Below are 21,257 nucleotides of genomic sequence, written 5' to 3'. Positions count from 1 at the left end.
AAGTCGGCCTTCGCAATCCTGCCTAATCTCGTGGGCTCGGTGATGTGTATTAGAGACAGACACAAAACACCCGGGGGTTTAACTGCCCAAAATTTCATTCTGTATTCCTTGACATACTCTCCCATAACTAAAGTTAGGGGATTCTAGCTTTAGTGGAGATCGCGGCTTCAAGCAGGATAGCTCCGTTTGGAGTCTTACATTCCCTATTCCAAAGGTTGATGCCCCAACCCCAAGGGTATTACCCCTTGATTGCAACACGAATATTAGCACAGCCATGCTGGTGCTAGCCTTATATCCCCATAGCTAAAGCTAGGGGCTTTACGGCGTGGCTGGCAATCTGCATAAATGCCTCACGCTCAAGGGGCAGGCGCGCATAAGCCCGGGCTAGGCTCTCTGGGAAATCCCGGGCGCAGATATAAAAATTGATGAGTTCTCTATTGGAGTCATTGACAATTTCAAAATTTTCTTTTCTTTTGGCGAACAACAAAGAGAGACCACCGGCAAAGACTTCGCAGAAGTATTTTCTACTGGGCAGTTTTTCTAAAAGCGTTTTGGTCAGATAAAACTTACCACCGGGCCAAACGAGGGGTTTGGTTGTCATGTGTAATCCTTTTTTGTAAATTTTAGCAAATTACAACAATTTTATACTATAAATACTTGACAAGATACTATAAAATACTATATAATACAGACATAAAAATAATCAAGGAGTTTCAAATGACAAAACAAGCCGTAGAAGTGAAATTCAAAAACGCATTCAGCCCCAAGAGTGTAACTTTTGGGAGCTTGCCATTAGAGGAGTTCCACATGAAAGTGCAAGCCCTCTATACCCTTAAGTGTAACCATCTTGAAGGTGAGGGGGAATTGCACTACGGGGCGACTTTGCATGTGCGCGCCAATAAGCTCGCATTCAAAAAACACGCCAAATCAATTGGATTTAGACAACTTAGGGGCTCCCAAACTTGCCACGTCGTATATAATGCTGATGGTGAGATCATGGGATACTTTTTTGTGCGGGGCAACCAATACTTCATGGGGCTTTTCTCCAAAGAACCCCCCGTTTGGGAAAATTTGAGCCTTGTTGCCCAAGTGTTAGATGGAGATGAGGGGGGATTTGTGGGGGGACTATATTTTGTCCAAGAATCCCCAGAAGTTGAGGAAGTAGAGGAAGTCCAAGAAACCGCCATCTGCCTATCGGCTGGATTTTGGGGGGTTAGTGCTTCAAAATGGGAGTCTCAAGGCATGGAGTATGATAACGCCCCCGTAGAAATTGTCTTTGAAGGGCAAACTTTGCATGCCAAATTGCAAAAGTTTAATAACCCCACATGGGGCAAGTGGGCGAATATCGTCTTTGATGGGGGCATAGAGGAGTCTTTGCTGGATCGGTTAGATGAATTTTTAGATGTCAATGATGACTGCCGCTATTTGCGCACGCAAATAAGGGGCGGGCGTGTTGTGGGGTTATCCCTTGATATTGACCAAGAATGCGCCGAACATGACGCATGGGTGGCGCAAATGTGTAAAGCCCAAAAAGCCCAAGAATACGAGTTGCACACGGAAAAGGCGGAATGTTCTTATTGCGCTTGTGTGCAAGATGGGCGGGTGGTTCTAGATGTGGGCGGGCAAGATAGCGCGCATTTTGTATCTTATCAGCCCTTAGAGGGGCAAGATGTTGTTCATTTCAAGTTTAGGCAGGGGCGCATCTGTTGGGCTAGCCCAAAGTTGGATTATTCCCATGCGCGGGTGTTGGTGTGTTTCAAGGGGATTAGGGCGTATGCACGGCTCAAACCCACGCCTAATGCGCAATTTTACACCCTAGAGTTTAGGGGGGCGTGTGCGGGGTTTGAGCAGGGCTTAGTTGAGGCTTTAGGCAGTGGCGCGCTTTTTGTGCGCTCAAAAGTGCATTTGTTCGTGCGTGGCTGGGAGGTGTGCGGGGGGCGTGCGCGGGCTTTTGTGCTAGATGTGGATAGTTGGGGGAATTCCCCCCCGGTGGGTGGTGGGGGGTAGTAGAGGAGGTTGGTTGCCTAGCAAAGAGCCTAGCGAGCACGGGGAAAAACGAATCAAGACTTTAAAGAACATGTGCCGCTAGGCTTAACATTATAGCACAATCAAGCGTTTTTTAATTGATGTATTTAGAAAAAGTGCTATAATGCCCCCCAAAGTTAAAAGGGGTGTTCTTTTGGGTGCGACTGAGAATATCAATTTGCAGATGCCCATTAGCGGGGGCATTGACGAGCAAGAAAAAGTATTGAGCTTTATTGCCATCTCCAAAGACCCCAAAATCAAGCAGTTTTACATTGACTGGAAAGAGCTAAAGATTAAGCCCTACTATTTGGAAGTGCTCACCGATAATCTGAATTTCCAAGCCACCCGATTCTACAAAGATCATGATCTGCGTTTTGATAGTGCCATTGGGGTGATTAAAGAGCACAAGCTAGATGAGAGCGGGCATAAGGTCAAGGTGCAATTTTTTGATGATGTTAAGGACAGCTTAGAGGCGTTCAACAAATACAAGAATGGTCTTAGCCAAAGTGTGAGTGTGGGCATTACCAACTCTAAGATTGAAAAGAGCGATCAAACCCATGAGGGCTTGCCCTTAAGGCGGATGGTGAGCGGGGATGTGATTGAGCTGAGTGCGGTGTGGCAAGGAGCCGATGAAAAGGCACTTTTAACCCAATTTGCCCAAAAACTACAACAAGGAGAAATGATGAATGAAACCCCCAATACGGATTTTAACGCCCCCAGTGCTCCCGCTGTGAGTGCCTCTATGGAGGCTAACCCAATGCCCACCCCCAGCCCTGCCCCATCTGTGGGCTTGTCTGAATTGCAAAATCAGATCGCCCAAATGCAGGCCAAAGAGGCCAATAACGCCCAAATTATGGCTTTAGGGAGTGCGATGGGCAAAGAAAAAGAGGCTTTAGAGGCGATCAAAGAGAATAAGAGCTACCAAGATTTTAGCTTTTCGCTTATTAGTGCTAAGCCCCTAGCCCAAAAGCCCTTAGAAAAGAGCGAGGCTAATGCGATCTGTTCTCTAGCCAATTATGCGATGAATGTGGCTAGCGGGAATGCCAGCCGCCCTGTAGAGCTTAGCAGTGGCATCAATGGGCTCACCATTGATGATGCTTATATGACTCGCTTTAATGCCATGACCAGTATCAATAGCACGGGCTTTGTGCCCAATATTTATAGGGCGGATAAATTTATCCAGCAAGTCTTCCAAGAAAGCAATTTGCTCAATTTATGCGACAAGATGACGGGCTTAATGGGCGTGGTGGAAATCCCCAGAGAGACCGGCAAAATCACGGCTTATTGGGTGGCTGAGGGGGGAACCACCACTGAGAGCAAATTAGGGGCGGATAAAATCACACTCACCCCCAAAACCATTAAGGCTAAAGTGCGTGTAACCCGCCAAATGCTGAACATGACCCCTCTTGCTTTGGAGAGTTTGATTATTAAGCGCATGAAAATGGAGATTAAAGCCCTTTTAGAGTTGGGCGTGCTGTATGGCAAAGCCGATGGGGTGTGCCCCTTTAAGGGCGTGTTTGCCACCAATGGGGTGAATTGGATCAATGACTTTTTGAGTGCCCCCAATTTTGCCAATACGATGAAATTTGAGGGCTTTTTGACCGGGCAAAATCTCAACTTGGATAGCGTGGTTTTTGTGGCGAACAACCAATCTAGGGCGACTTTAAAGACCAGTCGCTATGACAACACGGGGCGATCCGATCGCTATTTGCTCAATGAAAATGGGGATAATCTCTGTGGCTATAAATTCGTTATGAATAATCGAGTCCGCAATTTTTAGGCGATGTTTGGGGATTTTAGCAATGTGATTTTAGGCACTTGGAATAATTTAGAAGTGCAGGCCCTTAAAAATGATGAGGGGGATGTGGTTTTCACGGGCTTTTATGATGTGGCGATTGGAATCAAAGACCCTAAAAGGTTTGTGGTTACCAAACGGGCAGCGGACAACATTTAAGGAGGCAATATGGCGTATTTTATCCAGTATGATACTCTAATTGAGTGCGAGGGGCACAAAAGGGGGGAGGAGTTTAGCAGCACAAATTAGGCGTTAATTGATGAATTGTTGGGGGTTGGCACGATTGCCAAACAAGCCCCCGATGAATTGCCCACCCAAGAGGATAAAGAGGATAAAGAGGATAAAGAGGATAAAAAGAATCAAGAGGGCGAGGCGATTGATTTGCCTGTTGTGGAGTAGCCTATGTATTTGGTGTTAGCTGATACGCAGGTGGGGTTGTCCCATCTTAAAGCCGGGCAAATTGTGGATTTAAGCCCATTGAGTGCCGAGCAGATCGCCCGCTTGCGTTTTGACAAAGTGGTTAAGCCTATGCCCACCCAAGATAATGCTTACCCTTGCGTGGATTATCGCGATGAGCTGTATTTGTGCGGGGGCAAGAGATTGATCAAGCCAAGAGTGCCCAAATGACCCAAGAAAAAGCACGCCTAACTCTCAGCAAGGCGGTCGCTAAAACCCCCAGCCCGCTTAGATACCCCGGGGGTAAGAGTGTGCTGGGTGTCTTTGTTGGGGGCTTATTAGTCCAGCATAAGCACTTGGGCGCAGAGTTTGCCGAGAGTTATGCCGGGGGGGCGGGGTTAGGGTTGTCATTGTTATTTGGGGGTGTTATCTCTAAGCTCCACTTGAATGATTTAGATCCACATATTTTCGCCATTTGGCATGCTATTCTCAAAGAACCTAGCGCGTTTGTAGAGAAAATCCAGCGTGTAGAAGTTAGCTTAGAGGAATGGCATGTCCAAAAGCAGATTTTGCAAAATCCTCCCTCTTTGTTCGATCTAGGCTTTGCTGCGTTTTTTCTCAACCGCACAAACTTTTCAGGGATACTGCGCGCTGGTCCCATAGGGGGGCAAGCCCAAAAGGGCAAGTGGCTCATTGGTTGTCACTTCAAGCGTAGCTTACTCTTAGAAAAGATTAAGCGCATCCAAGCGCACGCCTCAAACATTAGTATTTCCAATCAGGATGCGCTGGAATTTATGGCGGGGCTGGATAAAAGCGTGGTGTTCTATTGTGATCCGCCTTATTACCAAATGGGCGCACAATTCTACAGCAGCTCTTATAGCCAAGAGACACATCAAGAGTTAGCCCAATTCTTGCAAATAAGCCCCAATGCGTGGCTGTGTAGCTATGACGCACATCCGCATATCCAAGCCCTATACAGCAAGTCGCATGCCCTAGAGTTGTCTTATCGCTATGGGGCTAGCAAGGGTAAGATGGGGCGAGAGTGGCTATTTTCTAATTTGGCATTTGAGCGGGAGCAATCGTTATGGGATTGAATGAAATCGCGCGCCACGATCTACAAGGCATTTTGGGTGAGAGCTTTAGGGCTTATGATCGTGCCCGCCCCTGCCTTAGCTCCTATGACCCGTATTTATTGGGCGAAGATCGCTTTGTGAGTTATAAACTCTGTTTAATCACCCCGCTTAAAGATAATTACGACCTAGAGACGGGCGGGGCATTGGTGTATGATAAAAAAACATGGCGCATTGTGCATATTGAGCGTGCGCGCGCCATTTTGCGCCTTTTCTTGCAAGAATATCGGGAGGGCACATGTTGAAAAGAAATGAAGTTTTATTAGGGTTGCAAAGTTCTTTAGCCCGCAAGATCAAAATCCCCAATGTCCTAGTCGATGACATTTTGACCTTTGATGCCAGCAAAGCCCCCTTTTTGGTCATCCGCCCCAGCAACACCGAGATAAGAGCCACCAATAGCGACACATGGAAACACACCATGTCCTTAGAGTTTGAGATTCTAGCCCCCTCCAAAGACTTAGCCGATCATCTCTTAGAGCAGGTCTTAGAGGAATTAGAGATTTTCAGCGCGGCGCACAAAGACCCCAAGGGCATTCGTGTTGAAAAGGTCGAAATTGCCGCCACCCCGCTTTATGCGCTCATCTTAGAGCTAGACATGGTCTTTTTCACCCCCAGCTTTAGGAGTTAAGATGTATTTGTTGGGCATAGAAGAACACATTGATAGATTGTTGAGCACCACTAAGAACACGCTTGTTTTAGCCCCGCATGTGGGTTTGAGCCCGATTTTTATTGATAGAGTGGCGGTGCAAGATGATTTGATTTTGGACCTTAAAGAGGAAGTTTTAGAGAATATCGAAAATTTCGAGCCCCGTGTGCAAGCCCAAGATTTGAGCGTGTCTGTGGGGGAGGAGGGCGTAATACTTCATATCCGCACCGCTGATGTGCAAAAGGACATTAAGCTATGATGCCCGCATTTTTGCAACCCTTAGACTTTGAAAAAGCTAGAGAGGAACTAACTGCTAATTTTTCCAAAATCTACCAAGAAAAAAGCGGACAAACTTATGAGCCACTCATAGCTGATGACATCCAGATTCTGATTAATTGCTTCCTTTATTATTTGGGAAAAGCCATTGACAACATCAACCACACCATCGCCAATAACTTCTTAGAATATTCCAGCGGGGCGCATTTGGACGCTTTGGTGGCTCTTTTGGGGCTTAAACGCTATCAAAGAGAGTTCCCCACCGCCAAGCTTAATATTGTGGTCAAAGCCCCCGTGTTTTTGCCCAAAAATACCAAATTTGCCAGTGCGGACGGGGCTATTGCGTGGCTAAGTGTAGATACGCATCTAAAACCGGGTGAAGGGGGTAATATCGTGCAGGTTTTGGGGGATAAAGAAGGGGATTGGCAAACTGATATTTTAGAAAATGCTAACCCCTTAGTGCTCAAAATTGAGGTTGTTAGCCCCTTTGTGAATTTGCAAGACTTAGAGAGCGATGAGGCATTAAGGGAACGATTCAAGCTCTCTTTAGCCAGCTTTAGCACGGCTGGGAGTGTGCAAAGTTACACGCATTTTGCGAGCATTAAGGGCGTGGGAAAAATCAAAGTGATTAGCCTCAAACCCGGCGAGGTTACAATCTATTACACTAATGAACAAAACCTAGATGCGCCCGCTTTGATTAAAGAGGCTATCAAAGATAAAACCCCCCTAACCGACAAGGTCATCATTGAGCTTGCCCAAAAGATTGAGACCACCCTAGATTACACCATCAGCTTAAAAGTCCCCATCGATGCCAATGCATACATCAAAGACCTAGAAAAACGGGCTAAGGACTTATTTAAATCCCTAGCCATTGGGCAAAACCCTAGCCAAAACAAATTAGAAAGTTTGGCTTTTAGCACCCCTGAAGTGCTAGATGTCAATTTGCCTACTATCACGCCAGCTAATACGGATCAATGGCTGTATTTGCAAGCCGTGCATGTATCTTTGGAGGTGCAGGCATGAGCGTGTTGCCTAACAACTACCCCCTTTATTTGCGCGCCCTAGATGAAGCCCTAAGCGGGGTGGTTAAAAAGTCTTTGCACATGCCTATGGGGCAATTTTACGGGGAACAAAACCCCAATATTGAGCTTTTGGCGAAGTCTTTTGGACTCTCCTTAGATAGCACGCTTAAAGAGGAACAACAGCGCGCCCAAGTGGTTGAGCCGCTCAAAAAACAATTCTTTTTAGGCACACATACGGGCGTGCGCGCGGTGTGTAAAAAGGTCTTTGGGGAGGTGCTGATCAAAACGCATGCCAACCAAGATGAAAAGCCCTTTAATAAAATCCGCACGGCTAAACGGCTCAAGCCCTTTGAGTTTGTGGTGCAGGCTAAGATCAGCCACCAAAACGCCATCTTGCAACAAGATAGTCAGGCGGTGCTTAGGGCGATTAATTGGGCTAAGAGTGCTAGGGATAATTGTTTGGGTGTGGTGATGCATAACGAGATAGAAGTGCGCCAGCGCGCGCATGTGAGCGGGTATTTCCATCTTAACATTAAGGGGCGTGTATGATTTTGGGCAACCCCACGGCTAAGGGCCTTGAGATTTTAAACAGCAGTTTGCGGGCGCAGGTCAAACGCTATGCCTTGATCGGAACAGCCGCCCCCAATGATGCCCCTTTGGAGGAATTGATCAGTCGGCGCGTGTTCCCGGATAATGCCCCCCAAGATGTGGATGCCCAAAAGCTTAGCCCGCTGGAATTTGCCCAAATTGCGCCCTTTATCTACCATAGGGGCAAGATTGATCAGGCGTATTTTGATGATGAAAAGCATTTGACCTTTGAAGTGGATTTGAGCACGCTCAACACCCAATCCTATGTTTATGCGTGTGCGCTTTTGACCGACCAAGATGTGTTAGTCGCCGTGATTGCTTTGCCCCGTGTGATCATTACGGACAAAATGGGCGGGCTCTTGGTGATTAAATTCAGCATTTTGGGCGATGAAGCTGATCGGATCATCTATATGAATCGGGATTTTCCCAGTCACGCTGAGCTAGACACCTTTAAAAATACGCTTTATGCGCAATTCACGATCAAGAAAGAACAGCTAGATCAAGCCTTTGATGCCAAGTCTGCGCAAATGACCCAAAAAGTCGAACAAAACATCAATGACCTAGCCCAATTCAGGCAGCGCCTCAATCAAGAACAAGAGACTTTTAAGCGCAATTTGAACACGGCAGATAACCAGTTCAGAGACGGGCTAAACAGGCAATTCAACACAACTGTGAATAACACGAATCGGCGGGTGGATGAGGCTTTGGGGCGGTTGCGCAATGGGGCGGATGGTTTGAGCAGGCAGATGAACAACAATGTAGCCCAGGTGAATAGAGCCGCCCAAGAGGCGATTAATCGGATCAATGGTGCGGGGCGGGTTGCTTACCGCCCCGTCACAATATTTATGGGGGGGCGCGGGCATGAGACATTCACTCTAGCTGGAGATCGCCCAGACACTTGGGTGCATTTCACATGCGGTGTAGCGGAAAGGGGCGTTACTCTGCTGTGTTTTAATTTTAAGTTTGACTGGGCGCAATGGAGACTCTGGCCCTATAAGCGGGGCGGTGGATACCGCAATGAGGATTGTATCGCCGCTGCAGAGGAGACAGTCAACAATGCCAAGGCCGCTGTATTCACTATTCCCCTCACGCGCGTTTTTGTGGGGACTTTTAAGGTGTATGTGGAGATGGCTCATTATGGGCGAGAAGATGACATTTTTGCGGTTGATATTTTTTAGGGGCGCGCATGGAAACTGAGCAAATCCCCATCAGTGTAGAGCAGGTTTTAAAAGCCCAAGAGGTGGATATGGCTATTTTGGAGGGGTTGGACTTGCAAATAGGTCTAAGCTCTGAGGGGTATTTTTTGGAAGTGCCCGTTAATGTAGAGGTCACCCCCGCTATGTTGGAGGCTGTGGCTTATTCCTTGCAACAAAGAGAAAAAGCCCAGCAAATCCAGTTGTGTCTAAGACAGATTAACCGCGTGATCCAAGAGTTGTTAGCGCGCGGTTTTGTTAGCGCGGCTTTGGGGAGTCCGCATCGCTATGACTTGAACACAGAAGATCAGATCAATCTGCAAGCCTTGATCAGTGCGGGCATTGATGCGGAATTTAGATGCAAAGAGCCAGAGGCGGATTTTAAAACCTACAAAAAGCACACCAAAGCCCAACTCAAAAAAGTTTTTGCTGATGGGCTGGCTTATAAGGCTAGGGTGTTGAATTTTTATGGCAAACAAAAGGAGGCTTTGCATGCGTGTGGGAGTTTGCAAGCCGTGCAGGAGTTTAAGATTAAAGAGCTAGAGGATAGCAATGCCTAATGCTTTCAGCGCGCCCATTGAATGCATTTTGAGCAATGATGGGAAAAGCTTGACGCTTTTAAAGGGCTTTAAATTTGTGCGTTATGTGTCCAAAAATAGCAACTTGGTCTTTGAGGAGATTGTTGTGCCCGCTGGGTTTAGCTGCGATGGTTTTACCAATTTGGGGCTTAACCAGTTAGTGCCTAAATTTGGCAAGGGACTTAAATGCGCTATTTTGCATGATTATTTGTGCGTGCAAGCCCAACAGGGCAAGCATTCCCGCAAATACGCTGATGATGTGTTCTTAGAGGCGATGTTAGAGACTAAAGCCTTTGGCACATTCAAGGCGTATTTTTTGTATGGGTGTGTGCGGGGGTTTGGCATTGCTAAAGCCTTTGTGAACAACTACAAGAAAAGGAGCGATCATGCGAACCATTAATAAAATCATCATCCATTGTTCGGCGACCGAAAAAGAGAAGGACTTTTGTGCGGCGGACATTGATAGATGGCATAAGGAGAGGGGCTGGAAGTGTATTGGCTATCATTATGTGATCAAGCTAGATGGCACGATTGAGAAAGGACGCGCCCTTGCTGATGTGGGGGCGCATTGTGTGGGGCAGAATAAGGATAGTATTGGGATTTGCTACATTGGGGGGCTAGATAGCTGGAATAAATCCAAAGACACCCGCACGCCCAAACAAAAAGAGGCTTTAAAAGATTTGTGTTTGGAACTTAAAAAGCAGTTTTCTAATGCCAAATTTTACGGGCATAGGGATTTTGAAAAGGGTAAGGATTGCCCGTGTTTTGATGTGCGCACTTGGGTGCAAGATGAGGGCATTTAATGGATAATATGCAATTTTGTTCCATAGAAAACGCTTTAAAGCGTATGGAAAAGGTCGAGCGGTTTGGCTTGTTTATTATGTTTGTGGGCGTGTTGCAAATATGCGTTTTGGGTTTTATGCTGGTGGAGAGTTTTGTTCTCTTGCAAAATGCCAATGCCTCGGTCAATCATTTAGAAATTGTCAAGCAACAATTAGCCACGCTGGAAAAGAAAATTGATTTGGGCTTGGGCAAGGTTAAGCAACATGCAAGATAAGAAGTGGCACAATCATTCTAGCGCCGCCCCCATTGCGGGGGCTTTTTGTCAGTATAGTGGTTGGGCTAAAACCACTATAAGCGCTAGAATGACTAAAACTTTCATAGTTTGCTCCTTTCTGGAGCACCACCCACTGCGCTACCCTACCCTAGAGACAAGCCCTATACGCCAAATAGCCCAAAAAGAACAAACCATGTGTGCTTGCCCAAATTATACCCTAAAGTTCCCCCCATGCAACAAGACATCGTAATTTTGGGTTTAGCCCTCAAAGAGTATATGCCTTACTTTTTTATGCTCTTAGTGGGTTTTTGTGTGGGCGGGTTGTTTGTGTTGCGCACCATCAAAAACGAGGTTTTTAGCGGGAAGTGGGATAAAATCCGCTATATCCTTTGGGGCATTGGGAGCTCCATGCTGACTACTTGGATTAGCTTTGAAGCCATTATCTACTTTTTCCATTTGCCCATTGGCTTAAGCACGGCTATAGCGGGCGGGATTGGCTATATCGGTGCGGAGGTGGTGAGTGATTATGCCTTAAAGATTTTGGAAAAGAAAATCGGGGATAAGAAGTAGGTTGTTATGTTGGTTTTAGGTAAAATAGGATACAATAGCCCTCGTGGCGGGGCAAGCCCCAAAAGAGCCTGCCCCTTTTTTCAGTATAGCGGCGTGACCAGCACCGCTAAAACCACAAAGTCAAACCGCTATGGTATCCACCCAAACTATAACATAATGCCTAGCACAAGCTCCTTAAGGTGGCATGGTGTTTAGCCTTAGATACACCGCTATTGTCTTAGGCTTTATCGCCCTAATAGGGGGCGTGGTGGTCTTTGTGTGGTGGTTTCAAAGATTGTTGATTGAGCGGGAGAATTGCCGCATTAGTTTGGAAGCCCAAAATGCCGCCATTAAAGCCCAAGAGATTGAAACTAAAGCCTATGTGCAGGACTTATACAAACGCACCCAAGAGGTGCAAAAACGCTATGAATTGCCTTATCTCAAATTGAGCCAAGAAAATACCATACAATACAAGACCACAAAACACCATACAACACCACACAATACAACACAACACCATAAAATAAAATACCACACAATACAGAACAATACAACACCGCACCATACCATAACACAACACGCTAGCCTCCAGCCCGCCCAGAGTATCGCCCAAGAGGTTTTACGCCCCGTGCATTGCCCCATCGCCCAAGAGGAGTTGTTGAGCATCCAGAGGTACTTAGACATCTTTAAAAGGGGTGGGCAGTGAGCGTGTTAAGCAGAAAACCTAACGGAAACCCCCGCAAATGCGGGGGAACTCTAGCGGTTTTTTGCCCTTATCTCTTGAACTTCAAGATGAACTTAAGCCCAAAAAAAGAGATTTTAAGGCAAAATGAACGCATAGGGTTTTTGCTATTTTTGCCTGACATAGCAAACTCCCGTCTTGGTTTCACCCCCGCAAATGGGGGCATATTCATTTTAGCTTTTTCTCTCTTATCATGTGCTTTTTTGAGTGGCTGTATGCGTTTGTATAAGCCCGTGTATATCCCCACTAAGTGCAATGTCCCCAAACTAGAAAGACCCGCCCTAGATAGCCCGCTTTTAAGTGCTAACGTTAAGGCGTTATTGATCTACACCGAGCTTTTAGAAAAAGACCTAGATTTTTGCCGTGAGGGCAATCTTAACACAAAGGAGTTACATGGCACAGAGTCAATACGGCATTAACATTGAGTTTAAAAACCTAGCCCCCACACCGGCAAGAATCAATAACTCTAAGCCCATTGCCATTATTGGCGATGACACCAGCTTAGAGGGCGTGCATGTGGCTAAGAATATTGAGGAAGCTTTAGGCTTAGTTGAGGAGGGCTCAATTAAGGAGAGCCTTAAGGACATTGAGGCGACCGGGTTAGAAAGTCGTTTTGTGTTGAGTGGGTTTATTAAAGACCCCGATGAGGCCCAAAATGCTAAATTGGCTTTAGCTGCAGTTGATGCGCTCAAAAAAGTGGATCAAGAGCACCAGATCAAGCCTAAGTTTTTCTTAGCCCCCGGGTATGATAGTGCGGGCTTAGGGGTGGTCCTGAATAATATTGCCCAGCGTTTTAGAGGCATTTATGCCTTAGGGCTAGAGGGCAAAGATGAGGCGAGCGTAGAGCGTGAGATACAGAATATCACCACACATAGGGGCATTTTGAGCTTCCAAAATGTGCGCCGTTTAGATGGGGAGGAAAGACCCTTGAGCGCGTTTTTAGTGGCGTTGTATGCTAAGGTGATGGGCGAGGGGGAATTTGGCTTTGCTAAGACCTATTCTAACCGCACCATCGATGGCGTGATTAGCATTGTGGATACGGTGGAGTATATTTTAGGGCAGGACTGCGAGGCGGACAGATTGCGCGCTAAGGGCGTGAGTGTGTGCTTTGTGGATGATGGGATCCGCGCATGGGGGCGCCACACCCGCGATAAAGATTTGGGCATTGATAGCCTGCACACGATCGTGATTTTTGACACCATCATTGAGTCTATTCTAACCAGCCAAAAACGCGCCATTGATATGCAGCTAAACGATGCCTTGAAGGAAGTAACCGATAGCTTAGATGCCTTTTACCGGCGTTTAGTGGCTAATAATGTCGTGGTGGGTTACAACATGAGCGTGCCTGCTGATCTCAACACCAATGAAACCATTATGATGGGCGATCTGTATGTGCAGCAAGAGATTCAAGAAATGCCATTAGTGGGGCGGGTGGTTAATAAAATCTACCGGGTTAGCACTTATGGCACGGAGCTTATCAAACAAGTTAATGGCGCAGCCGCCACACAAGGAGCCTAAATGGAACGCATTGAGCCACAAGCCTTTACGGGCGGGAATGTTTTCATCGATGGCAATGGGTATAGCGGGCTTTTAAAGGATTTTGAGCCCCCTAAAATTGAGTTTGAAACTTTGGAGGCGAATGCCTCTATTGGCAAATACGAGCGGGCATTGCCCATTGTTAAGCCTCTAAGCTCTAAAATCACTTTTCAGGCCATTGACTCGCAGATTTTTAGCGTCTTGTCTAAAACCCAAGTCACCAAAATTGTCATTAAAAACAATGTGAGCGGGGCAGAAGATGATGGCTCGCCTAAAGAGATTCAAATCGAGGCGACTATGGAGGGCTCGATCAAGTCGTGTGAGTTGCCTAAAGCGGAAATGGGAAAGGAAGTAGAGATCAGCCTAGAGATGAGCGTGGTAACGCTTAGCTACAAGGTAGACAAAGAGGAGGTGATTAGCTATGACAAGGCTAACAGCGTGCTCAAAATCGATGGGGATGATCAATTCCAAGACATTAAAAATAACATCACATAGGAGACAAACATGCCATTAAAACCCCTTTTACTCAATAAAAAAACTTTCACCTTTAGGGACGGGCAGAGTGTGGAATTGCACGAACCCACTTTGTTCCAGTTGCAAAAAGCCAACAAGGCGGGCGATGATGTCGCCCAGATTAAAAGCCTTTTGTTTGACTGCACGATGGGCGAATTAGATGAGCGGTTTTTAAATGGCTTGCCTTTAGAGGAGTTTGAGCGTTTAGCAAAGCTGGTGAGTGAGTTTCGGGGTATAGATTCAAAAAACTTAGATCGGGTGTAGCCCTTTTGGGCTATGCCCTGCATTTTGGTTATCAGGAGTGCATGATGATGCAGATCAGCGAGTTTTTGGAATACGCCCATTTGGCTAAGGAAATTTTGGAAAAAACGCATGGGGTTAAGTAGATTAAGTGTGGGTTTAAGAAAATTGGATACGATGATCCCCGTGTTGGAGCCCACCTTTAAGGCGAGCCCGCCCTATTGGGCTAGTATAATGGCATTGTCAGTGCCACTATCAACACGAGCACTACAGCTAAACGCATGGCATCTCTCCTTTCTAAGATGCCAACCCCAGCATCTCTTAACCCGCCAAAAGCATCACGCTCTAGCTACCTAAAAAAATGCTCTGCATTTTCCCAAAGATGACACGAAAAGAGAGATACCATAGTATCCGCACTTTATTATAGCAAAGGAGTGCCATGCATAGCCACATTGTTTTTCACATGAAAATCATTAACAAGAGGTTTGGCAATTTTGCCAAATTTGCCCGCCACTGTGGGATGTTCTACACCGCACTTTTGCACAGAAAACGCAATCCCTACTACACGCGTTTAAACCATGCCACTATCTTTTGGCAAATGCATGATGATAAGGTTATCACCATTAATGAAGCCCATGTATGCAAACCGAATTAAGCGTTAGAATCACCCCCCAATTAGAGGCCTTTAGGCAGAGTATGCAGGCGGCCACGCGGGCTGTGTCTGTGCAAACCAGCGGGGGCATTACCAGCGGGGCGCAGATGGCACTGCGGGATTTACGCACCTCCCTTAACTCTAGTCTGCGTTTAGGCGACATTGCTAGCCAAGAAGTGCGCGCCATCAACACGCAATTAAGGCAGGTTAATACCGCCATCATCACCCAACGCTTTAATGAAAGCCTGAATCGCATTAAGGAGAGCATTGGGGGGGTGTTGGCGACCTTTGGCACGGCTAATGCCACTCTGGGCAAGCCCTTAAAGGCGAGTATTGATTTTGAAGACTCTTTTGCGAGTGTCAAAAAGGTCCTAGATGATGCCACCGATGATGTGAAACTCAAAGAGGGCGTGCTAAAAATGAGTGTGGATCTAGGCTCTAGCACCAAAGATTTAAACGCCATTTTGGAGAGTGCCGGGCAGATGGGTATTAAAGGCCATGAGGATCTGCTCAAATTCACTTCTACCGTGCAAAAAATGAGCGTGGTTTTTGACATCAGTGCCGATGAGGCGGGCAAGAGTATGGCTAATATCCGCTCGATTTTGGGGCTTAGTATGGATGAGATGGTGGAATTGGGGGACACCATCAACCATGTTTCTAATAACACCACCGCTAAAGCCGGGGATATTATCGATATGCTCAAACGCTTAGGGGGCACGGGTAAGGACTTTTTTGCGGTGGGTAAGAATTTTGGGCTCACCGCCAAGCAGGTTACCGGGCTAGGATCGGCGATGTTGGATTTGGGGATGACCCCGGATGTGGCCAGCACAGCATTAAGCGCAATGCTCAATAAATTACAAGCCGGGGGCAAGCCCTTTAAGAAGTGGTTTGATGAGATGGGAATGGACTTTGAGGAGTGGTCAGAATTGCGCGCTAAAGACCCCTCAAAGGCTCTAAGGGGCTTTTTTGACAATATCAACCAGCTAGACTCCACCCAAAAGACCAATGCGCTTAAGGATATGTTTGGCTTAGAACATTTGGGCAAACTTAAAACCTTGACGGGGTCGCTAGAAAAATACGATAAGGCGATGGAGTTGGCTACCAGTAACAAGAGTAAGGGCTCTATGGAGGAGGAGTTCCAAGCCAAAGCAGCCACCACCGCCCATGAGCTCAAACGCTTAGGCGCGCAAATGGAGGTGATGTGGATCACCATTGGGGATGCGCTCTTGCCTGTGGTGAATAAAATTTTGGTGGGCTTTAGAAAACTCTTAGAGCCCATTAGCGCATTTGCCCAACAACACAAGGGCTTAACTAAGATTGTGATGTTTGCTATTGGCGGCCTATTGCTTTTTAAAGCGGCCATTATTAGTTTGGGTATCTTAGGGCCTTTAATGTCTGTTATTTTCACCCCGCTTTTAAGGGCTTGGACTTTAATGCGTTTTAGCATTTTGGGGAATGTGGCGGCTCTTTTGTGGCATAAGGCGGTGAGTGTGGGGGGGGCTATGATCAATGCGGCTAGCCGGGGGGCGGTGTTGCTCTTAGGGGGGGCTTATCGGCTCTTAAGCGGTCAAATTGCTCTAAGCACGATTGCCACGCGTGTTTTTGGCTTGACCTCTATGCTAGCGGCCAATCTCTTTGGTGGGGCGATGAAATTAATGCGTTTAGCCCTAATTGCATCGGGCATTGGGGTTTTAATCGCCTTAATTGGGCTAGCCATCTATGCCATTGTGGAAAATTGGGATAGCATTAAGGGCTGGTTTGTGGATTTTTGGAATGGCTTGAAAATCCACATTGTGGCGTTTTGGGAAAAGCTCAAGGCGGTGTTTTTTGCGGTGCTGGACTGGTTTAAGCCCATTATTGGCTTTTTGGAAACCGCCTTTAATGCGTGGATTGAGGCTTTGGTGTGGCAGTTTAACGCCTTGAAGGCAGCCTTTATGGCTGTGCTTAATTGGCTCCAGCCTGTTATTGATTTTATTAAGGGGCTTTTTGGCGCGTGGGTGGGGGATATTGTTGCCCAATTTGATGGCCTGAAAACCAGTTTTAGCGGGGTGTTTGCGTGGTTTGAGGCGTGCGCGCAAGGGCTGGGGGGTATTTTAATCGCCATTAAAGATTATGTGGCGCAAGCTTGGCAAGGGCTCTTAGAGTCAGTCCAGCCCATCATTGACTTTTTAATGCGCGCATATAACTGGTATAAAGACATTTTTTCGGGTGTGTTGGGCAAGGTGGCGGGGGCTTTGGGCTTTAGTGTAGATGTCAAAAGTGCCCAGCAAGAGAGCCAAAAACTAGGCCCGCCCCCCTCAGCTAATATGCTATCTACCCCACCCAAAACAGCCCAAAAGAGCGCCTTTTTGGATTTTGATTACAGCAAAATAGGGGAGCAAAAAAGCCTAGAAGTGGCGAACAAAGCCGATAATAGCGTGAAAAATTCGCATAACACCCAAACAATCAACATCTACACCCAAAGCGACCCCCAAAGTATCGTGGGGGCGATCAAGCAGAGTAGCATTGGGCAGTATAGCTACGCTGATGAGGATTGAATATGGATAGAATCTTAAATGATATGGCGCGCTTTTGCCGTAATGCGCTAAACCGCACCTTGACTAAAACCGCCAAAAGGCAAAGGGATTTAATCCGCACAAAATACAGCCTCTCAAACAAGACTTTAAGGCGTTATACCAAGATGAAAAAGGCCAAAATAGATGATTTGGAGATCACAATCCGCAATGCCACTTATAGGCTAAGTCTGAATCGCTTTAAACGCCTGCAAAAACGCACGGGGGTTTTGGTTAAGGTGGGTCCCACACAAAGGCTATTTATCCAAGGGGGGTTTTTGGCTGCCAAGCGGGGCAAACAAAGACAGCGGGGCAAGGGCTTTTTAGCCACCCAAAACCCCCAAAGTTTTAGCGGGATTACTACCACTTCGGGCACGCTTTATAGTTACGCGCGCCAAAGAGCCCCTAAGGACCGATCGGCGTTTTATTTCAAAACTAAGCCCTTCAATTTAATCGCTAGAGAACAAAATGACCGCCTCTTATCTGATGCCAATGTAATTTTTGCCCAAGAACTTAGCCGTGAGTGAAAAAAAGATTGTAGCCTTGCAAGGGGAGCGATGGGATAGCCTCTTTTTCAAGCATTATGGGCACTTAGAGCAACAGGGCTACACCAGCGGGTATAATGCTTTTTTGTTGGCCAATGTTAAACTGCTGTCCATTGATGTTTTTGCAGGTGGGGAGGTGGTGAATTTGCCCATCTTGGAGACAATAGAGGAGGGCGATGACATTGTGCCCTTGTGGGAGGATTGAATGCAAACATACTTAGCCCCCCAATGGCGCATTAAATCTAAAGTGGGCGTTGTGGTGGAAAGTTTGAGCTATACGGACTATGAAAAGGATAATACCGACACTTTGAGCTTGAAGCTCGCCCCCAATTCCAAAATGCCCAAATTTGGCGATCGGTTAGATTTGTTTTTGGGCTGGAACAAGTTGTATTTCTTTGGGGGCTTTTATGTTTCTGCCATCAAAGAGAGTTACAGGCACGGCTTTAGCATTGATGCGACCAGCATTAACTTTAATAAAGAGCTCAAAGAAAAGAAAAGCCGCACTTTTAAAAATAAGAGTGTGGCGGACATCTTGCGCTCTATTGCCAGAGAACACGGCTTGAAGTCTAAAATCTCTTTTGAGCATGCCAGCTCTGTTTGGAATGCTTTAGAACAAATTGATGAAAGCGATAGCGCGCTGTGTATGCGTTTGGCTAAGGAATATGGCTGTAGCTATGCCATTAAGAATGACACGCTGATTTTCATTGATAGGGACATCAAACAATACAAACGCCCCCGCTATAAAATCGATGCGGATAGCTGTATCAGTTTGGATATTGAATACATGGTTACCAAGCACTTCAAAAGCGCAGAAGTGGCTTTTACGGATAAAAACGGGCAAGAACACACCATTATTATAGGTTCAGGCCAACAGCCCAAAAAGCGCATGAGCGTGCATGCCAACACCCAACAAGAGGCGTTAGTGATAGGCAAGACCCGCCTAAAAGAGATCAACACGGCTAAAACAAAGGGCACTTTAAGGGCGTTGGGTCAGGTATTGTTTGCAGGTGGGTTATTGGAGCTTAAAAAGGGCAAGAAAAAGGAGTTGCATTTGATCACCCAAGTCCAACACAGCCTAGATAAAAGCGGGTGGGTGATGAATTTGACTTTTGAGAGCGCAATTAAGGGCAAATAATGGCAGATATAGGCAAAATCATTAAGATTGACAAGTATTTATTCAAAGTGGATCACAACATCCCTAGTTTGGATTTTGAATACTCGCTAGGTATCAACAAAGTCGAAACGCTTTCTAAAAACTTTTATTTGAAACTAGGGGGCAATGAAAAGCGCATCAGTTTCAGTGCCACGCTGTTTTTAGAGCAATTAAAGGAGTTTGATGGGCTGATTGCCAAAGTTCAGGCTAGAAAACCGCTCAAATTTTCCACCCTAGAGAGCACACGCACGCAAAAGATTATCATTGATAAATTCTCTAGCAGTGTGAAAGATTGGGTCTTAGTGGCACAAAACAAAATCACCTTTTACACCCGCACTTTTAGTATTGGGGGGGTGATTTTGTAGACTATTTTCCCCATCCTAGCACCCCCCTATGGGGACACAATGGGGACAAGCCCTAAAAAACACCTATTTTAGGGGTGTATGGGATAAACCCGCAAAGCATTTTCTTAGCCTTTTCTTGCCCATTCACATACTGATCCAAATAGACTCTAAGCCCTTTGACAGAACGATCATTGGGATCTACACTGGCAATAGTTTCGATCTCTTTTTTAAAAGTAGTGGTTTTGGAGAAATTGGAGATTGCAATATTATTTTTGCTTGGCAAAACCTGTGTTTTTAATGGATCTCTTGTCAAGGCACATTGTAAGGCATTTAAAAGAGATTCAAAAGTTTTCCGATCGCTTTGCAAGTCAGATGCTCTAGTATGCCCTCTAAACTCGATATCTAACCCATTAGCCTGCTGATCGCTTAAAAAAGTTTGCAAGTCAAAAAAACGCGCACGGCAAGAGATGGTGAAACAATCATCGTCTGTAACTTGATAAACAAGAGCCACATTAGCTTTATGGCGATCAAGCAAGCGATAAGCTAAGAGTCCTAGAAAACCCAAAGGCAAAGCAGCATTACCAGCCACGACTAACCCATCTGCATATTCTGTGGCACGCAGATCAGCAAGTAATTTTCTGTTGAACTCAAGTCGCTTTCTGTTGTAATCATTAAGAATGCTAAGACTAGCCTCACACTTGGGATTAAGACAATAGTAGAGAGCATAGTATTGGGTGTGGTTGTATTCTTTTTTGTCTAGCTTTAGACCACTCAAACGCCCAGAACTATTAATCACATTAATAAAGTGAAAACTATATTGGTAATTTAAATTTTCCCATGTGTTTTTGTCTGTGCCGATCAGTTGTTTGATAGCCATGTGTTTGGGATTAAGCACTCTCTTGTAATAAGGGCGGTTACAATCATCTAGGGGAATATAACTACTCAACAACCCCACGCTTGCTAACTCTAAAGCATCTTCACAATCCTCCAATCCTAGCATTTCCTTAAAAAAATGGTAAGCCACCAAAGAGCTGCTGTAACTATGAATACCCGCTTTTTCAGGGTTATACTGGTAAGCCCGTGTCTTTGTAGGCGTGTGATTATCGGTGATAATGATGTTCTCAAAAAATTTAGAATATTTTTGCAAAATGCTCTCTTCTACCACAACTAAGCCAATACTCACTAACAAGGGTTTTAGGTTGTCATGTTTTTGCAGAATATTTTTGTAACTCGTCTTGAGATATTCTAGGAAGTCTTGAGAAGAACCAAATTCACATGCCATCAAACAGGACTCGTTATTGGCAATCTCATCCAAAGCCACCAAGCTCAAACCATGCCCATGGGCGTTGCGATTAGGACTATAAACATAAACCCTACTCTCTGTACCTGACCTTTTTAAAAGAGTTACTACACTGCTAGCCGTTCCTACAAACCTATAAAACCGCATAATATCCTATAAAATTCTATCAATAGAAAAAAATTTAAGCGGTTTCTGTTGTATTCCTGTTTCCACCATGCTGGTTACTAGACCATTGCTTTGGCAATCGTCCAATAGAGCCGTCATGTCCGCTAGGCTAATTCAGTGGGAACTCCACTTACTAAATGCTTTGCGAGGTTTAAACTCGCGTAAAATCTCTATCAATCACCGCCCCGCACGCCCCACACTGATACACTCTATCGCTAAGCATTAAATCCTTTTTCACATTGCCACAGCTAGAACAAGTC

Annotated in this window: 29 protein-coding genes and 1 pseudogene; 27 read left to right on the top strand and 3 right to left on the bottom strand. The window is 45.9% G+C overall.

Translation table 11 applies throughout. The features are described from left to right. Positions 1-289: 289 nt before the first annotated feature. Positions 290-601 carry a DNA adenine methylase gene (locus C5684_RS01790; RefSeq protein ID WP_104639239.1) on the bottom strand — a complete coding sequence of 104 codons (312 nt, stop codon included), beginning with the start codon at positions 599-601 and terminating at the stop codon, positions 290-292. A 116-nt stretch (positions 602-717) separates the two neighbouring features. Between C5684_RS01790 and C5684_RS01785 the strand changes: the two genes are divergently transcribed. The 27 genes and pseudogenes from C5684_RS01785 to C5684_RS01655 all read left to right on the top strand — a co-directional run bounded on the left by C5684_RS01785 (position 718) and on the right by C5684_RS01655 (position 19,553). Further along, positions 718-2,007, top strand: a complete 1,290-nt coding sequence (locus tag C5684_RS01785) for a hypothetical protein (protein ID WP_104639238.1) — start codon at positions 718-720, stop codon at positions 2,005-2,007. Positions 2,008-2,149: 142 nt separating this feature from the next. Continuing rightward, positions 2,150-3,979: pseudogene (locus C5684_RS09720) on the top strand (phage major capsid protein). Between the two features lie 105 nt (positions 3,980-4,084). Beyond that, complete coding sequence (locus C5684_RS09660) at positions 4,085-4,219, top strand: hypothetical protein (protein ID WP_267891336.1); 135 nt, start codon at positions 4,085-4,087, stop codon at positions 4,217-4,219. A gap of 3 nt (positions 4,220-4,222) precedes the next feature. Continuing rightward, positions 4,223-4,447, top strand: coding sequence for a hypothetical protein (locus C5684_RS01775; RefSeq protein WP_013891134.1), 225 nt, complete (start codon positions 4,223-4,225; stop codon positions 4,445-4,447). After that, entirely contained in the window at positions 4,405-5,310 is a 906-nt protein-coding gene (locus C5684_RS01770) for a DNA adenine methylase (protein WP_158306692.1), read from the top strand. The genes C5684_RS01775 and C5684_RS01770 overlap by 43 nt, the downstream gene beginning before the upstream one ends. Beyond that, positions 5,301-5,591 carry a hypothetical protein gene (locus tag C5684_RS01765; protein ID WP_013891132.1) on the top strand — a complete coding sequence of 97 codons (291 nt, stop codon included), beginning with the start codon at positions 5,301-5,303 and terminating at the stop codon, positions 5,589-5,591. Before C5684_RS01770 ends, C5684_RS01765 begins: the two co-directional genes overlap by 10 nt. Then, complete coding sequence (locus tag C5684_RS01760; protein WP_013891131.1) at positions 5,585-5,974, top strand: hypothetical protein; 390 nt, start codon at positions 5,585-5,587, stop codon at positions 5,972-5,974. The genes C5684_RS01765 and C5684_RS01760 overlap by 7 nt, the downstream gene beginning before the upstream one ends. A 1-nt stretch (position 5,975) precedes the next feature. Next, entirely contained in the window at positions 5,976-6,251 is a 276-nt protein-coding gene (locus C5684_RS01755) for a GPW/gp25 family protein (RefSeq protein ID WP_013891130.1), read from the top strand. After that, the gene (locus C5684_RS01750) at positions 6,251-7,291 is read left to right on the top strand and encodes a baseplate J/gp47 family protein (protein ID WP_158306691.1); all 1,041 of its coding nucleotides are present in this window, start codon (positions 6,251-6,253) and stop codon (positions 7,289-7,291) included. The genes C5684_RS01755 and C5684_RS01750 overlap by 1 nt, the downstream gene beginning before the upstream one ends. Continuing rightward, on the top strand, positions 7,288-7,839 hold the full coding sequence (locus C5684_RS01745) for a phage tail protein (RefSeq protein WP_013891128.1): 552 nt from the start codon (positions 7,288-7,290) through the stop codon (positions 7,837-7,839). Before C5684_RS01750 ends, C5684_RS01745 begins: the two co-directional genes overlap by 4 nt. Then, positions 7,836-9,056, top strand: coding sequence for a hypothetical protein (locus C5684_RS01740; RefSeq protein ID WP_104639236.1), 1,221 nt, complete (start codon positions 7,836-7,838; stop codon positions 9,054-9,056). The genes C5684_RS01745 and C5684_RS01740 overlap by 4 nt, the downstream gene beginning before the upstream one ends. Before the next feature lie 8 nt (positions 9,057-9,064). Further along, entirely contained in the window at positions 9,065-9,631 is a 567-nt protein-coding gene (locus C5684_RS01735; RefSeq protein ID WP_013891126.1) for a hypothetical protein, read from the top strand. Beyond that, positions 9,624-10,049 (top strand): DUF1353 domain-containing protein, encoded by a 426-nt coding sequence (locus C5684_RS01730; RefSeq protein WP_013891125.1) that lies wholly within the window; start codon positions 9,624-9,626, stop codon positions 10,047-10,049. The genes C5684_RS01735 and C5684_RS01730 overlap by 8 nt, the downstream gene beginning before the upstream one ends. Next, complete coding sequence (locus tag C5684_RS01725; RefSeq protein WP_013891124.1) at positions 10,036-10,452, top strand: N-acetylmuramoyl-L-alanine amidase; 417 nt, start codon at positions 10,036-10,038, stop codon at positions 10,450-10,452. Before C5684_RS01730 ends, C5684_RS01725 begins: the two co-directional genes overlap by 14 nt. Then, positions 10,452-10,706 (top strand): hypothetical protein, encoded by a 255-nt coding sequence (locus tag C5684_RS01720; RefSeq protein WP_013891123.1) that lies wholly within the window; start codon positions 10,452-10,454, stop codon positions 10,704-10,706. The genes C5684_RS01725 and C5684_RS01720 overlap by 1 nt, the downstream gene beginning before the upstream one ends. 231 nt (positions 10,707-10,937) lie before the next feature. Further along, positions 10,938-11,276, top strand: a complete 339-nt coding sequence (locus C5684_RS01710) for a phage holin family protein (RefSeq protein ID WP_104639234.1) — start codon at positions 10,938-10,940, stop codon at positions 11,274-11,276. 187 nt (positions 11,277-11,463) lie between these two features. Continuing rightward, positions 11,464-11,961, top strand: a complete 498-nt coding sequence (locus C5684_RS01705; protein WP_199764465.1) for a hypothetical protein — start codon at positions 11,464-11,466, stop codon at positions 11,959-11,961. Between the two features lie 251 nt (positions 11,962-12,212). Further along, entirely contained in the window at positions 12,213-12,416 is a 204-nt protein-coding gene (locus C5684_RS01700) for a hypothetical protein (protein ID WP_104639242.1), read from the top strand. Then, the gene (locus C5684_RS01695) at positions 12,391-13,515 is read left to right on the top strand and encodes a phage tail sheath protein (RefSeq protein ID WP_233708619.1); all 1,125 of its coding nucleotides are present in this window, start codon (positions 12,391-12,393) and stop codon (positions 13,513-13,515) included. Before C5684_RS01700 ends, C5684_RS01695 begins: the two co-directional genes overlap by 26 nt. Then, positions 13,516-14,028 (top strand): phage major tail tube protein, encoded by a 513-nt coding sequence (locus tag C5684_RS01690; RefSeq protein WP_104639232.1) that lies wholly within the window; start codon positions 13,516-13,518, stop codon positions 14,026-14,028. It begins immediately after the preceding gene. Positions 14,029-14,037: 9 nt separating this feature from the next. Continuing rightward, the gene (locus C5684_RS01685) at positions 14,038-14,310 is read left to right on the top strand and encodes a phage tail assembly protein (protein WP_013891115.1); all 273 of its coding nucleotides are present in this window, start codon (positions 14,038-14,040) and stop codon (positions 14,308-14,310) included. 415 nt (positions 14,311-14,725) lie between these two features. Continuing rightward, the gene (locus tag C5684_RS01680; protein WP_104639231.1) at positions 14,726-14,941 is read left to right on the top strand and encodes a hypothetical protein; all 216 of its coding nucleotides are present in this window, start codon (positions 14,726-14,728) and stop codon (positions 14,939-14,941) included. Continuing rightward, positions 14,926-17,475 (top strand): phage tail tape measure protein, encoded by a 2,550-nt coding sequence (locus C5684_RS01675; protein WP_104639230.1) that lies wholly within the window; start codon positions 14,926-14,928, stop codon positions 17,473-17,475. Before C5684_RS01680 ends, C5684_RS01675 begins: the two co-directional genes overlap by 16 nt. Before the next feature lie 2 nt (positions 17,476-17,477). Next, positions 17,478-18,017, top strand: a complete 540-nt coding sequence (locus C5684_RS01670; RefSeq protein ID WP_104639229.1) for a hypothetical protein — start codon at positions 17,478-17,480, stop codon at positions 18,015-18,017. Beyond that, complete coding sequence (locus tag C5684_RS01665; RefSeq protein WP_158650170.1) at positions 18,010-18,240, top strand: tail protein X; 231 nt, start codon at positions 18,010-18,012, stop codon at positions 18,238-18,240. Before C5684_RS01670 ends, C5684_RS01665 begins: the two co-directional genes overlap by 8 nt. Further along, positions 18,241-19,170: a phage late control D family protein gene (locus tag C5684_RS01660; RefSeq protein ID WP_104639227.1), complete on the top strand. Its 930-nt coding sequence runs from the start codon at positions 18,241-18,243 to the stop codon at positions 19,168-19,170. Next, the gene (locus C5684_RS01655) at positions 19,170-19,553 is read left to right on the top strand and encodes a hypothetical protein (protein ID WP_013891107.1); all 384 of its coding nucleotides are present in this window, start codon (positions 19,170-19,172) and stop codon (positions 19,551-19,553) included. The genes C5684_RS01660 and C5684_RS01655 overlap by 1 nt, the downstream gene beginning before the upstream one ends. Before the next feature lie 52 nt (positions 19,554-19,605). Here the strand turns inward: C5684_RS01655 and C5684_RS01650 are convergent, their stop codons facing one another. Both C5684_RS01650 and C5684_RS09420 read right to left on the bottom strand, forming a co-directional pair. Next, entirely contained in the window at positions 19,606-20,979 is a 1,374-nt protein-coding gene (locus C5684_RS01650) for a single-stranded-DNA-specific exonuclease RecJ (RefSeq protein ID WP_158650168.1), read from the bottom strand. A gap of 169 nt (positions 20,980-21,148) precedes the next feature. Beyond that, positions 21,149-21,235: a hypothetical protein gene (locus tag C5684_RS09420; protein WP_456152203.1), complete on the bottom strand. Its 87-nt coding sequence runs from the start codon at positions 21,233-21,235 to the stop codon at positions 21,149-21,151. Between the last annotated feature and the right edge of the window lie 22 nt (positions 21,236-21,257).

Origin of the sequence: Helicobacter bizzozeronii (assembly GCF_900196775.1) — a bacterium.
Classification (GTDB): Bacteria; Campylobacterota; Campylobacteria; order Campylobacterales; family Helicobacteraceae; genus Helicobacter; species Helicobacter bizzozeronii.
This window is presented reverse-complemented; position numbering and strand designations above follow the sequence as displayed.